The 12,430-nt window shown below is 59.3% G+C and carries 12 protein-coding genes and 1 pseudogene; 8 read left to right on the top strand and 5 right to left on the bottom strand.

The features are described from left to right. The first annotated feature begins 43 nt into the window (after positions 1 to 43). From ACFXS9_RS42795 to ACFXS9_RS42775, 5 genes are all read left to right on the top strand, one after another. Positions 44 to 310 (top strand): hypothetical protein, encoded by a 267-nt coding sequence (locus ACFXS9_RS42795; RefSeq protein ID WP_392699646.1) that lies wholly within the window; start codon positions 44 to 46, stop codon positions 308 to 310. 48 nt (positions 311 to 358) lie between these two features. Further along, positions 359 to 1,462: a DNA polymerase IV gene (dinB, locus tag ACFXS9_RS42790; protein ID WP_392699644.1), complete on the top strand. Its 1,104-nt coding sequence runs from the start codon at positions 359 to 361 to the stop codon at positions 1,460 to 1,462. Positions 1,463 to 1,765: 303 nt separating this feature from the next. Beyond that, positions 1,766 to 2,872, top strand: coding sequence for an NAD(P)/FAD-dependent oxidoreductase (locus tag ACFXS9_RS42785; RefSeq protein ID WP_392699642.1), 1,107 nt, complete (start codon positions 1,766 to 1,768; stop codon positions 2,870 to 2,872). Between the two features lie 45 nt (positions 2,873 to 2,917). Continuing rightward, positions 2,918 to 3,364 carry a hypothetical protein gene (locus ACFXS9_RS42780; RefSeq protein WP_392699640.1) on the top strand — a complete coding sequence of 149 codons (447 nt, stop codon included), beginning with the start codon at positions 2,918 to 2,920 and terminating at the stop codon, positions 3,362 to 3,364. Positions 3,365 to 3,665: 301 nt separating this feature from the next. After that, a complete protein-coding gene (locus tag ACFXS9_RS42775; protein WP_392699638.1) occupies positions 3,666 to 4,949 on the top strand; it encodes a S41 family peptidase in 1,284 nt (427 codons plus the stop codon). 341 nt (positions 4,950 to 5,290) lie between these two features. Here the strand turns inward: ACFXS9_RS42775 and ACFXS9_RS42770 are convergent, their stop codons facing one another. The 3 genes from ACFXS9_RS42770 to ACFXS9_RS42760 all read right to left on the bottom strand — a co-directional run bounded on the left by ACFXS9_RS42770 (position 5,291) and on the right by ACFXS9_RS42760 (position 7,850). After that, a complete protein-coding gene (locus ACFXS9_RS42770) occupies positions 5,291 to 5,992 on the bottom strand; it encodes a phosphatase PAP2 family protein (protein ID WP_392699636.1) in 702 nt (233 codons plus the stop codon). 245 nt (positions 5,993 to 6,237) lie between these two features. Further along, positions 6,238 to 7,425, bottom strand: coding sequence for an alpha/beta hydrolase family esterase (locus ACFXS9_RS42765; protein WP_392700317.1), 1,188 nt, complete (start codon positions 7,423 to 7,425; stop codon positions 6,238 to 6,240). A gap of 5 nt (positions 7,426 to 7,430) precedes the next feature. Beyond that, positions 7,431 to 7,850: a CopG family transcriptional regulator gene (locus tag ACFXS9_RS42760; RefSeq protein ID WP_392699634.1), complete on the bottom strand. Its 420-nt coding sequence runs from the start codon at positions 7,848 to 7,850 to the stop codon at positions 7,431 to 7,433. Positions 7,851 to 8,185: 335 nt separating this feature from the next. Between ACFXS9_RS42760 and ACFXS9_RS42755 the strand changes: the two genes are divergently transcribed. Then, on the top strand, positions 8,186 to 8,398 hold the full coding sequence (locus ACFXS9_RS42755) for a hypothetical protein (RefSeq protein WP_392699632.1): 213 nt from the start codon (positions 8,186 to 8,188) through the stop codon (positions 8,396 to 8,398). A gap of 429 nt (positions 8,399 to 8,827) precedes the next feature. Here the strand turns inward: ACFXS9_RS42755 and ACFXS9_RS42750 are convergent. Then, positions 8,828 to 9,226: pseudogene (locus ACFXS9_RS42750) on the bottom strand (ATP-binding protein); the annotation flags it as partial. A 122-nt stretch (positions 9,227 to 9,348) separates the two neighbouring features. Here ACFXS9_RS42750 and ACFXS9_RS42745 point away from each other — a divergent pair. Next, the gene (locus tag ACFXS9_RS42745) at positions 9,349 to 9,990 is read left to right on the top strand and encodes a PAS domain S-box protein (RefSeq protein ID WP_392699630.1); all 642 of its coding nucleotides are present in this window, start codon (positions 9,349 to 9,351) and stop codon (positions 9,988 to 9,990) included. Positions 9,991 to 10,010: 20 nt separating this feature from the next. After that, the gene (locus ACFXS9_RS42740; RefSeq protein WP_392699628.1) at positions 10,011 to 10,214 is read left to right on the top strand and encodes a hypothetical protein; all 204 of its coding nucleotides are present in this window, start codon (positions 10,011 to 10,013) and stop codon (positions 10,212 to 10,214) included. Between the two features lie 214 nt (positions 10,215 to 10,428). On the opposite strand, the gene ACFXS9_RS42735 is transcribed toward ACFXS9_RS42740, so the two are convergent. Next, positions 10,429 to 10,737: a YihY/virulence factor BrkB family protein gene (locus tag ACFXS9_RS42735; protein ID WP_392699626.1), complete on the bottom strand. Its 309-nt coding sequence runs from the start codon at positions 10,735 to 10,737 to the stop codon at positions 10,429 to 10,431. Positions 10,738 to 12,430: the final 1,693 nt, after the last annotated feature.

Genomic DNA, 12,430 nt, shown 5'->3' with positions numbered 1-12,430 from the left:
GGACGGCGGGGCGAGAGGATTCGGCCCGTAGGAGCGATTTCGAATGCTGATGACAAAGCAGGGGCAACCAGCGATCCGGACGCTACGCGGTTGGGCGATTTCGGTGCTCAGCGAGGCCGGCGCCATTCGCGAATGCGAGGAGCACGGGTGGATGCAGGACCGGGCCGACCCGCATGCCCGCGACCGCGCATTCCAGATCGCTCGGACGGATCCGCCGGCCGGCATTTCATCGCAAGCGGCTGCCGTCGCGATCGCCGAGGTGCTGGACTCGATCGGCGACACCTGCCCTGAATGTCCCTCGGCGGACTGAGGCTGAGCTAGCCGCGACTTGGCTTCCGGTGCCCTGTACAATCCGCCCATGGTCTCTCCCGATCCGGAACACAGCGTTTCGACCGCGCCTCACCGCAAGATCATCCATATCGATATGGATGCTTTCTACGCGTCGGTCGAGCAGCGCGAATATCCGGACCTGCGCGGCAAGCCGGTAGCAGTGGGCGGTTCGGCCGAGCGCGGCGTCGTCGCTGCCGCGAGCTACGAAGCTCGCCAGTACGGCGTTCGCTCGGCCATGCCGTCGGTCACCGCCAAACGGCAATGTCCGGATCTGATCTTCGTCAAGCCACGCTTCGAAGTTTACAAAGCGGTCAGCCGACAGATTCGCGAAATCTTCGCCGAGCACACGCCAATCATCGAGCCACTTTCACTCGACGAGGCCTACCTCGACGTCACCGAAAATCTGCAAGGCATCCTGCTGGCCAGAGACATCGCGCTGCGGATCCGAGAGAAGATCAAGGCTGAAACAGGCCTGAACGCCTCGGCGGGCATCTCCTATAACAAGTTTTTAGCGAAGCTCGCCTCCGATCACCGCAAACCCAACGGTCAATATGTCATCTCGCCGGAGATGGGACCGGCCTTCGTCGAGACGCTGCCGGTCGGGAAGTTTCACGGCATCGGGCCGGCAACCGCCGCCAAATTCAACGCGTTCGGGATTTGGACCGGCCTCGACATCCGCAACCAGTCCCTTGCCTTCCTGCAGGAGAACTTCGGCAGGTCCGGCACCTATTACTATTGGATTTCGCGCGGCATCGACGAGCGCCCTGTACGGGCCAATCGTATCCGCAAATCGGTCGGCGCTGAGAACACGTTCTTCACCGATCTTACGGAATTCGACGCGATGGTGGCGGAGCTCCAGCCGCTAATAGAGAAAGTCTGGGGACATTGCGAGGCGGCGGGCACCCGGGGTCGAACGGTGACACTTAAAGTGAAGTTCGCCGACTTCGAGATCATCACGCGCAGCCGATCCGTGTCTGCGGTTGTCGCGAACCGCGACGATCTCGCGCGTCTGGCGATCGGCCTGCTGGAAGACGCCATGCCCCTTTCAAAAGCGGTGCGCCTCCTGGGAGTGTCGCTGTCTTCCCTGCAAGGCGAGAACGACACGGAGCCACAATTGGATTTCGGGATTTGAATCGGAAGCAGCGCGGCAAGCATCCAGCCAGTCTACGCGATGGGCATCGGTCAACCGGCGTGATTAGCCCCAAGACACACCCTATCGTTGAACCTTGGTTCCAACAGTTGGAACTGCACGCCAGAGTCGCCGGAGTGTGTGTCGGCTCTTTCATCAGCGCCTACGTGCGCGAGCATGGTCGTTCCGACGGGCGGACACGTCTGTATCTAAGGTACTTGGATAAGCTCAAGGAGACGAAGGGGCAGCCGGCGCGTTAGGATCCCGTACCTCCTGGCGTTTTGATAGCTTGCAAGCGGAGAGACCATGCGGGTTGTGATTTGCGGCGGCGGCGTAGTGGGCGCCTGCACAGCCTACTTCCTCAGCCGACGCGGCGCCCAAGTGATCGTGGTTGAGAGCACTGAGGTTGCCGCCGCAGCATCTGGAAAGGCCGGCGGATTTCTGGCACTCGACTGGTGTGTCGGCACGCCGGTAGACGCGCTGGCCCGACGCAGTTACCAGCTGCACGCTGCTTTGCCGCAGGAGATCGCCGACGATTGGGGCTATCGTCCCATGACCGCTTACAGCGGCTTCGTCGCTTCCGAGCGCAACCCGCGCCGCCAGAAACCTTCGGAGCTCAATTGGCTCTCCAACGGCGTTGTTATTGCGTCGCGGTTAAGCACCACTGAGACGACGGCGATTGTTCATCCCCGCATGTTCACCTCCGCTATGATGCGCGCGGCCCAAGCGCGCGGCGCCGAACTGCGCCGCGGGCGCGCAACTGGCGTGGTGAGGCATACCCACGCCACGACTGTGCGGGGCGTCGAAGTTGATGGCGACATCATTGAGGCAGACGCCGTCGTTGTCGCCATGGGACCGTGGTCATTGCTGGCGGCAGAATGGATGAGCTTGCCTGCCGTTTTCGGGCAGCGTAGTCCGAGTCTTATCTACGACACCGGCACAGACATTCCCCCAGAGGCACTATTTCTAGACTATCACGACGAGACCGGCGACATGGTAAGCGTCGAGGTGTTTCCGCGCGCAGACGGCAGCACTCATATTACGGCTCTGTCCGACGTGGTCCCGCTGCCGATCGACCCCGCCACGGTAAAGCCGGATTCAGAGGCCATCGGTCGCCTGCAGGCCATCGCCGAACGGTTGTCGCCGGTCTTCCGCCGAGAAAGGATCCTTGCGCGGCAAGCCTGTTTCCGACCGGTCACACATGACGGCTTGCCGCTGATAGGCAAAGTCCCACGCAGCGAGGGACTCTATGTCGCTACCGGGCACAATGTCTGGGGCATACTTAACTCACCAGCGACCGGGGAAGCGATTGCCGAATTGATCGCTGACGGTGCAGCACAAAGCATCGACCTAGCGCCGTTCGACCCGATGAGACTGCCTGCGCTCGACCCTTCGCTGCTGCGCATGAGTTGAATTTCGGTCGGCACGTTGATCTGAATCCTGCATCATGTACTGGTCGTGGACTGGATCGAGATCGGCGTTGCTAATAGCAGGGACAGTAGCAAACGCATTGCTTATTGGTGGAACCTGACAGAACTAGGAGATGCCGTGGCGGACTTCACGTTTCGGGCGCGAACTGCCATCGTTGGGGGAGCTCTCGCGTTTCAGATGCGCCGCGCACCTGCAGCGCGTTCGAACGAATGCGGCCTTCAGATCCTGACAATACCACAGCTCGCCGCGAGGCTGCCAGGTGGCTTCACGACATCAATTTCGTCAGAACATCTCGATCTTGCGGTTCAGCGCGCCCTCGCCGAGGGCGGCTTCCTTGAGCTGGAAACGGACCGATACCTGCCGGGGATGACCCGAGCGGTTTCCCGAACCTTGCGCAAGGTCTGGGATGCGGACATCGGCTTGCAATCGAAAGGGGCGCACAATAAATTGTCCGTCTCGGCGACTTGGCACTGATCGAGGAGCGTATCCGACGATATCTGCCGTGCACGACATTGCTACCACGCGACCTACGGGACGCGGCTCTCGGACGAATTCGTCACGCGACGCGCGTGGTCGGTCCGGTGACAAACGCTTGCACCTCTTCCAATCTTTCTGGCGATCCTTTTATGCTATTTGACTATCCGAACGATCGGATGGAGCCTCGAAACGGCAGGCTATATATCCTGACCAGGCAAACACCATGAAAGTTAGAAGAGAGCTTGTTCATCATCACGTTCCAAGCTGATGTGAAGCGACGAGCTCCAAAGGTTGCACGATGAAGGAGGCAATCAACTCAGCACCGTCGCGCCGCCACTTTTTGCGGCTAGCATCAATGGCTGCGGCATCGGCCATGGCTCCAGCGGCTTTGTGGGCCGAGCAGCGAGAACCAGCGGATTCGACCACATCCCAGGCCGTGTCTGCACGCATCGCCACGTTCGAGGAGGTATGGCGGACGGCGCGAGACCGGTTCTACGATCCGCGCCTACACGGGCTCGATTGGTCGGTGGTCCGGGAACGTTACTTGCCTGACGCCACACGGGCGAGCTCTGAAGAGGCGCTGGCGAGCGTCATTAATAGCATGCTCTCCGAGTTGCATGCTTCACATACCCGCTATTACACACCGTACGAACCAGAGTACTACCAGCTTTGCGATATCTTTGCTGGTGCGCTTAGGCGACGCGGCCTCGAACGCGCTTTTCCAAGTGGCCGCATCGCCTATCCCGGCGTCGGCGTCCTCTCGCGTCTGGACATGCAGGGCCACAGCGTAATTACCGGTGTTACAGAAGGTACGCCGGCTCAACAGGCCGGCTTGCTCGCTGGCGATGTAATCGTCTTCGCCGACGGTGGACCGTTTCAGCCGGTACAGTCATTCCGTGGCAAGGTCGATAAGGAGGTCGTGCTGGGCCTGCGTCGTGCCGGCGCGTTTATGCAAATATCGGTTACCCCCGTCGATATTGAACCCAACAAAATGTTCTTGGACGGCCTGAAGGCGAGTGCCCGTATAATACAGGCCAACGGCCGAAGCATCGGCTATGTTCATGTCTGGTCCTACGCTGGCTCCGTGTATCAGCGGACCCTCGAGCATCTTCTATCCCAAAGTCCGCTGAAGGACGCCGACGCGCTGATCTGGGACCTGCGCGATGGCTGGGGCGGCGCGATTCCCGAGTATCTTGATTTGTTCAACACGCGAGCGCCAACGATGCAAGTCACTGATCGCAATGGCGCCAGCGAACTCCGGAACGTGAAGTGGCGCAAGCCTGTCGCCATGCTTGTCAACGGTGGCACCCGCAGCGGCAAGGAGATCCTTGCCTATGGCTTCAAGAAATACCGGCTTGGCGAGGTCATCGGTACCCGTACCGAGGGAGCTGTCCTCGCTGCGACGGCATTCCTCATTGGCGGCGGCTTGCTGTTGCTCGCGGTCCAGGACGTGCATGTCGACGGCGAGCGGTTGGAAGGTGTTGGCGTCGCACCCACGATCGAAGTCCAAGCTGACCCGGACTCCATGGATCGTAGTGATCCTCAACTCAATCGTGCAATCGCGGTCCTATCCGGGGTCTGATCCTCGGGAGGCAGCCTGCTGGCTCTTACACTGTTCCGGAGGACCGGATGCCACCAGTGAAATGCTGCTTGCCTGAGCATTCGCGCCCACGGAAGCTAGATTATAGCTAGTCCACTCGTGTGCCCAATCGCCTCGGTTAGCGCAGGTCGGGCGACAAGTCTGAAGTTGGAGGTAGATCGGAAGTAGCCGGCCGACCGAAAAAACCACGCAAATGACCTCAGGCGGCCGCAAGCTTTCGATCGACTTCCGTTTTGCGCCCAATAGCGGAAGTTCGATGTTCTCATTTGATCACTTCGTCGGTGCAGGCGAGCAAAGTTGCCGCCTGATCGGCGCAACGCGAACTAGTCGCTCGGCTGCTCAATCCTTCCGGTGCGCTGAAAATACGACATGAGCATCTGGCAAATTAGGGCCCACGAAGTGCCGAAGCACCAGCCCGCCAACACATCGCTTGGATAATGAACTCCGAGATATATGCGGCTGACTCCGACCAGCAGGGTAAGGATCGCGGCGGTCATTATAAGATGGATGCGAACAGAGCGGGAAGCTTGCGTTTGAGCAAGCATCAAGCCGAGCGTCAGATAGCAGACAGCCGAAATCGCTGCGTGCCCGCTCGGAAAGCTCAGCGTAGAGACCTCAGTGAGTTGAGCGACCAGATCGGGGCGCGCTCGCGCAAAGGCAAGCTTGAGAAGGGTATTGAGAATGGCGCCGCTCAGGACCGTCGTCAGGACGAACAAACCGGCGCGATGTTTGCCTATGGCAAAAAGGAACGTGGTCACAACCGTGACCAGCAGTGCAAGTACCGCGGTACTGCCCAGTGCGGTGATGTCTCGCACAACGTCAAGCAACCATGGCGGCCCGATTGGCCGCGAGAAGTCGGACGCATGACGAAAGGCGACCATCAACCAACGATCGAACGCAATAGGCTCTCCTTCGGTCACTTCCAGTGCGATGAACGCAAAAACGAACAAAAGAACGGCGACGAACAAGGTCGGAGCCCAAGACTTCAGATGCCTGGCAGCATCCTGCGATTCAGTTGTTCTCATCTTCGTCGCCTCCGGGGAGTTCAACTTCCATCAATCTCCAAAGATACGAAGTGAGGTTTGGCGGCTGAGCGAGCATTGGCAAGCGGATTATGCGCTTTGCCAAAAGTCCACGCCGCGGCCCAAGCTGCGCCGGCTTCCATTCACGGCTACGTCGCCGCCACTACGTCCGCGGGCTGCCTGACGCAGCCCTTCTGAAGGCTCGCCCGGCTTGTAGCCCGGACTGCCACGAATGGGCGACTCTAACCTCATCGCTGTGGTAGCGAATGCTCGAGGTAAAAACGCAGCATTTCCCTTGTTGCGTCTGGCCCTTTCGGATCCGTGTAGGAGCCGGCCGGGTTGCCTCCGGACCATGCGTGTCCAGCTCCGTGAATATTCCAGTGCTCCAACCTTCCGCGCCCACTCGCGTCGCTAAGGATCGTGCGGGTATAGGCGTGCCCTCCAGGTACCTGGCCGCGATCAACCCGCTTTAGTAGGCCCATCGCTCTCACAGACTGCTCAAGAATTTGATCGCCGTTACTGGGATGTACGATAGTGTCGCAATCGCCGTGAAAAAGAATGGTTGGGACACGTGGCCCGTCACCTAAAGTGACCCTGTGACTGGATCCGCCACCTTGTCGCATGGCGACCAACGCAGATGGAAGGTCAATAGCGGCCCCGCAGGCAAGGCCTGAATGTACGCCGATCGCTGCGTACAGATCCTTGTAGGTATTACCCATGATCGCAGCAGCGGCAGCTCCGGCCGATAGTCCACCAACATAGACACGATCTGGATCAATCGGAAAATCGCGCATGACTTGGCGAGTGATTCCCGCGATAAGCGAGGGTTCACCTCTGCCCCGCTGCTGATCGGCCGCGCGAAACCAGTTCCAGCATTTCGCGTGGTTTGCCTCGCTGCGCTGTGCCGGATAGACCACAAAACAGGATTTTTCTTCAGCGATGAAGTTCATCCTCGTACCAGCGGCGAAATCGTCTGGAGATTGGGTGCAGCCGTGTAGCATCACGATCAAGGGAAGCGGTCGGTCCTGATCGCGGCTGGGGATGAAGAGCTTGTAGGCACGGCTTCCCGCCGCATTGCTGTAGGTACCTTCGATGAACCTTGTGCCGTCAGGCACGATATCTGACGTGGACAGCCGCTTGCGCTCAGTCGCAGCTCGCAGACAGAACCCACGGCGCTGCTTCGTGCGGTCGAGCAGCTCGCGGAGCATGCGAGGCTCCGCCCGCGCGAGGTCTGGGCTATTGTTCTCCTCAACAGCATTGGCCTTCGCGTCAATGATTGACGGCTCTTGTCCAATAAGTGCGGGCTGACCGGTGCGCGATGTTGGCTCTGGCGCGCTTTCGCCGCGCAGCATCCGTTGCAGCAGCGTGGTGGCCTCGACGAGTCGGCCAGCGCGCGTGAGGCGTGTGGCTTCTCCAACCATGTCCTGTCTCAGCATCGCGTTCACCGCGTTCTATCGGCGAGGGCGGCCTTGACCGCCGGACTGGCCTGCAAAGCGCCCAGCACGCAGACCGATGCAATCGCGGCGCGAGCAAGCTCGGGCGTGACATCTTGAGCGATGCTGGCAAGTCCCAAAACGTTGATGTGCAGCATTTCCCCCACTCGCTGCGCCGCTTCGAGATCCGCTCGGCTGAAGTGCCTCAGACCCAGATCCAGACTTTTTCGGGTCGTTGACTGTTTGACGACGTCCGCGTGACGTTCCAGCTGGTTGCGGATTGCCGTTCGAATGAAATCGGTACGGTTCGAGTAGAAACCTTCCTGAACCATCAGGTCGACCTGACCAAGATCGACATAGCCGAGATTAATCGTGATTTTTTCGCTTTCCGGGGGCTTTGGCCGGAGTTCGCGGACGTTGCTCGCCATTATGATGATCCATCCGTGTACCATCTAGTTGGATGGTGTATGGATGTAAATGGCGTTTGTCAGGGCGCGCGAAGGAACGCAGGGGTCCTCCCCTCTTTGACGTGCAACTGGGGGCGAACGATGTTTCCGATTTTTTCGATTACCGACGCCTTTAGAAGGTCAGCTGGCGGCTTCATGGAAAGTGCGGGTTACGGGCCGCATGAAACAGCATGGGATCGCCTTGAGCATCCCGATTTTCGACTGCGCCGCTACGCACACCTAGTGGCAGACCCTTTGCCCGCGTTGATTGTGCCCGCCCCGATCAAGCGGGCATATATATTCGATCTTCGCCAACAGTGCCGCTCGATCTTGTTCCGGGAAGTCTGCTCGATCTGGCGAGCGTTGTCGCGGCTCCGGAAGAATTCGTTATCGGGCGTTATACCGATAGCTGCACAAGCTTGCTGGATCCGGAAGCGCTAGCAATCCATCTTGCCGTCATTCGTTGGAGTCTGGACGAGTTCGCGCCCAGCGGCCAACTGATCCAAGATAATCCAGTTGCTCTATCGTGAAGACCGATTCGCCCGAAACGAGCTTCATGTGCTTGGGCGGGTTGCCCGATCGGACACGCTGGGCAAAATACCCGTCGCGGCAATTGTCGACCATGCAAGCCGAGTGGTCCCATCCTCGTCCGTTTCAGGAGCGTTGAAGGACCCTTCGATTTTTCTGTATGAGCCAGAAATCGGAGTGGCGCTTCAGCACGTGGGACCACTTGTGAGCAGGCACGCGCATCGGGAAATCTGGCCGAAGGTAATTGATTGGATGGGCGGGCGCTAACCAATGACGCCGACCTAGGGCCAAATTTTTCATTACCGCTTCGTCGCTGAGGATCGTCCTCAGGTCCGCTGGGTGCCAAACAGCAGATATCGCGCATGCAGTGAGGCCGAGAGCAATGCAAAATTGAAGAGGCGTCACATAGGGTGTCGCGCCTTGTCGTGGTTCGCCGGCCCATCATGGGCCTCCAGCACACGATAGCCGAGCTCGCGGAGGCTTTCGACCGAGTAGGCCCTGACGTCCTCGTCATCCTCGACCACGAGAATGGTCATGGTCTCTTCCTGCGTCGCCTGCGGATTGAGCGTCTCATCAGATGCAGAGCCGTTCGATGACTCACCCGCAAGGCGAGGCGGGTAAAGTCTGACGGTGGTGCCCTAACCAGGCTCCGAATAGATCTTCACATGACCACCCGACTGCTTGACGAAGCCATAGACTTGACTCAGCCCAAGTCCCGTGCCTTTGCCGATGGGTTTGGTCGTGAAGAAGGACTCAAATGCTTGCGCCACAGTGTGTCGGTCCATGCCGACGCCGGCATCGATGACCGATATGACGACATATTGGCCCGCCATATCGCGGAATTCCATGCCGACAAGTCCGCGATCGACGACATTCTCGCCCGCCTGACCAGGGCGAAAAGCTCGACAAGTATGAAGCGAGGCTCAAGGCGAAGGATGGCTCGATCAAGCACGTGCTGATCAGCTCCAACGTGCATTTCCACGACGGCCGCTTCATTAACACCCGCTGCTTCACCCTCGATGTCACCGACCTGAAGAAAGCGGAAACCGCGCTGCGAGAAAGCGAGCAGCGCCTGCGTGCTACGCATGAGCGCGCTTTCGCGGGGATTGCCGAAGTCGATCTTCAGGGCCGGTTCCTTAGGGCTAACGCCCGGTTCTGCGAAATCACGGGGTACTCCGCCGACGAGTTGCCGTGCCTGAGCATTGGCTCGATTACCCATCCGAAGGATTCCGGTTCAGACATGGATAAATTTGCAGCCCTCGTCTCCGGCCAGATTGACACGTACCGGACTGAGAAACGTTTCCTCAGAAAAGATGGGACAACGATCTGGGTGGCCGTCTCCGCCTCGATCCCTCGGGATGATCACGGTCAGCCGCTTTACGGCATTCGCGTTGTGCAGGACATCACCGAACTCAAACGGGCGCAGACCCGCCAGAAATTGCTGCTCGACGAATTGAACCACCGCGTCAAGAACATGCTGGCGACGGTCCAATCCGTCGCCATGCAGACCCGGCGCGGGCAACAGATCTCCATGGCTTTACGCGGGCGTTCGAAGGGCGTCTCATGGCGCTCAATCGCGCCCATGAACTGCTGACGTGAGAGATCGGGAGCGGCGTGCTGCTGCGTGACCTGCTCCTCGAGACGGTGGCGCCCTATCAGGCCGCTGCGGGAGAACGCTTCCGGCTGAGGGGCCCCGCGATTCGGCTCGGTTCTGAGGTGGCGGTGACGCTCGCCATGGCGCTGCATGAGCTCACCACCAACGCCGCGAAGTACGGCGCGCTCTCTGCGGAACCCCGCACCCGACTCCCTGACGATTGACTGGGCGGAAACGGGCGGGCCCCCGTGGTCGAGCCGACGCGACGAGGGTTCGGCTCGGACCTCATTGAAAGAGGATTGGCGCGACAGTTTGGCGGCACGGCCATCCTCGAATTCAACAGGGCGGGCTGCGATGCCACATCGCGTGCATGTTGCCGCAGCGCGACGATGGCGTCACGTAACATCGCCCTGCCCCGCGAGCCCGCCTTCAGGACCGTCATCGGGCCGTCGACAGCGACCGCACATTTTCGCGTCCGCTCTGCGAGCTACGCTGTCTTGTCGAACCTTTGTGCTTTGCATAGGCGTGGGTAATCTCCGCGCCCATTAGAATAATCTGGGAGGTATAGTAGACCCAGATGAGCACGACGACGATTGAAGCCGCCGCTCCGTAGGTCGATTCCAGGCCTTGCTTGCCGATGTAGAAACCCATCGCCGCCTTTCCCACCTCGAAGAACAAGGCGGTCAGGAGCGCGCCCAGCCAGACGTCGCGCCAGCCGACGGATACGTCCGGCAGCCACTTGAACATCGTCGCGACCTCACGCTGAATTGGAGGCCCGCAGCACCAGCTGCGCGACTTGAACGCGGCGTGAGGCGCGATGAAGATCCGCTCCCAGTCCGAAAGCCACATCGTCGAAGGGGCGTCCAAACGCGACAAAAGAAAGCGGTCAATAATTCTGACAATGCGACCTGCTCACTCAGGTGACGTCCCATCATGACTCAGTCCTCTCGCTCCGACTGAATCAGCGAGGATCAACTGGCGCAAGCGGCAACTTTTTCAACGGAATCGGCCAATTGCAGACTTCAGGCAGCGCGCGCTGTTGTTACCTAGTCCCCCGCCCTTCCTGGGCCCCGCGCTCTGACTAGCGCGAGTAGAAGGAAGTAACGCGTGCGCCTGATCTGCGGGAACATTGCCACTTATTCCCCAATTATGGCGTGTGTGCCTTTGATCCCACCGTTGCCCCGAAGGCACACACTGACGGCCCCAGCCCTTCCCCGCTGGGGCCGTTCCTTTGGGCGCGCGTGGGCGGCTAAATCTGCGCCTGATCCGTACTCTTACGGGACCAAATTACGATTCCTAGGTAACAAGGCGAGCCGACGTTTGTGTTTATTCTGATCTAAGATGTTCGCGTTTCATCACGTTCGGAATGTTGCGAATCGCCCGGCCCAAAGCCGGGCTTTCGTTTGAGAAAAGAACGGCCCCAGCAGGGGGCTGATGACTGGGCCGTCATTCCAATGCGCCAGGCGGCAGAGCCGGCGCGTACCTAAAACGCATTTCGGATGCTCTCGTTCGGTTTTTCCCGAAACTCGATGTAGAGTCTGGTACCGGATAGACGGATGAAGGGCGCGGAATTTAAATGGCCTCATAGCGAGGCAGCGCCATGGGAAAACGGGGACGCATCAAACACGAAAAGACGTTTGGAGAGCGACTGGCGGAAGAGGCCCGACGTTTTAAAGAGGCAGCAGATAAGCTCCCTCACGGCACGGCCCGGGAACTACTTCTACGGCGGTGCCAGGCTGAGACGGCCGCTCACGTCAATGAGTGGCTGAGATCGCCCGGACTGCAACCCCTACCTCATTGGGAAACTTGCTGCCGGATCACGAGAAGTAAGGCTGGCCTTAGTTGGCGGTCCTACAGCGACCCCAGCGCCTGCCAACAATTGCCAGCACCAGGATCACAAGCATCGCGTATGCGGTCCGGCGGCAGCGGGCAACACGAGAGGGCCACAGCTATCAGCACGTCCAGGCGATCATCATTGCGATCGATCAGTTCGCAGAGAAGGCTCTAGGCAATCGAGATTACTTTCTCAACAAGCCCTACGCGTCGGTTAGCCGCAGCGATAGGCGTCCAGGGCGTGAGCTGCAAAAATTGCGACGCTAACAAGCGCCAGAATAGCTGTTGAGACTCGATCATTGCTCAGCCACCGGCTGACCCATTGCGGCGAGATATTTGCTGCGTGACCCGTTCCAAATGAGATCGAAAATAAACTGCACGTAGCCATCCCCTCTTTAATGGAATGAGGATACCCAGCTACCTGTTTCAGGACGGTTTCGTCGTCCCAGGAAAACGGTTTCGTCCGGACGTTGCTCCGATATGTTTGATGACAAAATCTAGTTCCACGGCCATGCTGCGCCTTGGGCTAGGTCCAGTTCAAAATCTCGGCAATACATTTCAAAATTTCTCGGCCGGATTCGTGAGCCACGTCTTTGAATTAGAATTA

The organism is Bradyrhizobium sp. RDI18, assembly GCF_043203335.1.
GTDB lineage: Bacteria > Pseudomonadota > Alphaproteobacteria > Rhizobiales > Xanthobacteraceae > Bradyrhizobium > Bradyrhizobium retamae.
The sequence above is the reverse complement of the archived record's forward strand: the minus strand, read 5'-3'. Positions and strand labels throughout refer to the sequence as shown.

What these genes read in the sequence shown, in the direction of transcription:
- ACFXS9_RS42765 (WP_392700317.1), bottom strand. Translation starts at nt 7,425, where the DNA reads ATGCTGAGACAGGACATGGTTGGAGAAGCCACACGCCTCACGCGCGCT.
- ACFXS9_RS42795 (WP_392699646.1), top strand. Translation starts at nt 44, where the DNA reads ATGCTGATGACAAAGCAGGGGCAACCAGCGATCCGGACGCTACGCGGT.
- dinB (WP_392699644.1), top strand. Translation starts at nt 359, where the DNA reads ATGGTCTCTCCCGATCCGGAACACAGCGTTTCGACCGCGCCTCACCGC.
- ACFXS9_RS42735 (WP_392699626.1), bottom strand. Translation starts at nt 10,737, where the DNA reads ATGTTCAAGTGGCTGCCGGACGTATCCGTCGGCTGGCGCGACGTCTGG.
- ACFXS9_RS42775 (WP_392699638.1), top strand. Translation starts at nt 3,666, where the DNA reads ATGAAGGAGGCAATCAACTCAGCACCGTCGCGCCGCCACTTTTTGCGG.
- ACFXS9_RS42770 (WP_392699636.1), bottom strand. Translation starts at nt 5,992, where the DNA reads ATGAGAACAACTGAATCGCAGGATGCTGCCAGGCATCTGAAGTCTTGG.
- ACFXS9_RS42785 (WP_392699642.1), top strand. Translation starts at nt 1,766, where the DNA reads ATGCGGGTTGTGATTTGCGGCGGCGGCGTAGTGGGCGCCTGCACAGCC.
- ACFXS9_RS42760 (WP_392699634.1), bottom strand. Translation starts at nt 7,850, where the DNA reads ATGGCGAGCAACGTCCGCGAACTCCGGCCAAAGCCCCCGGAAAGCGAA.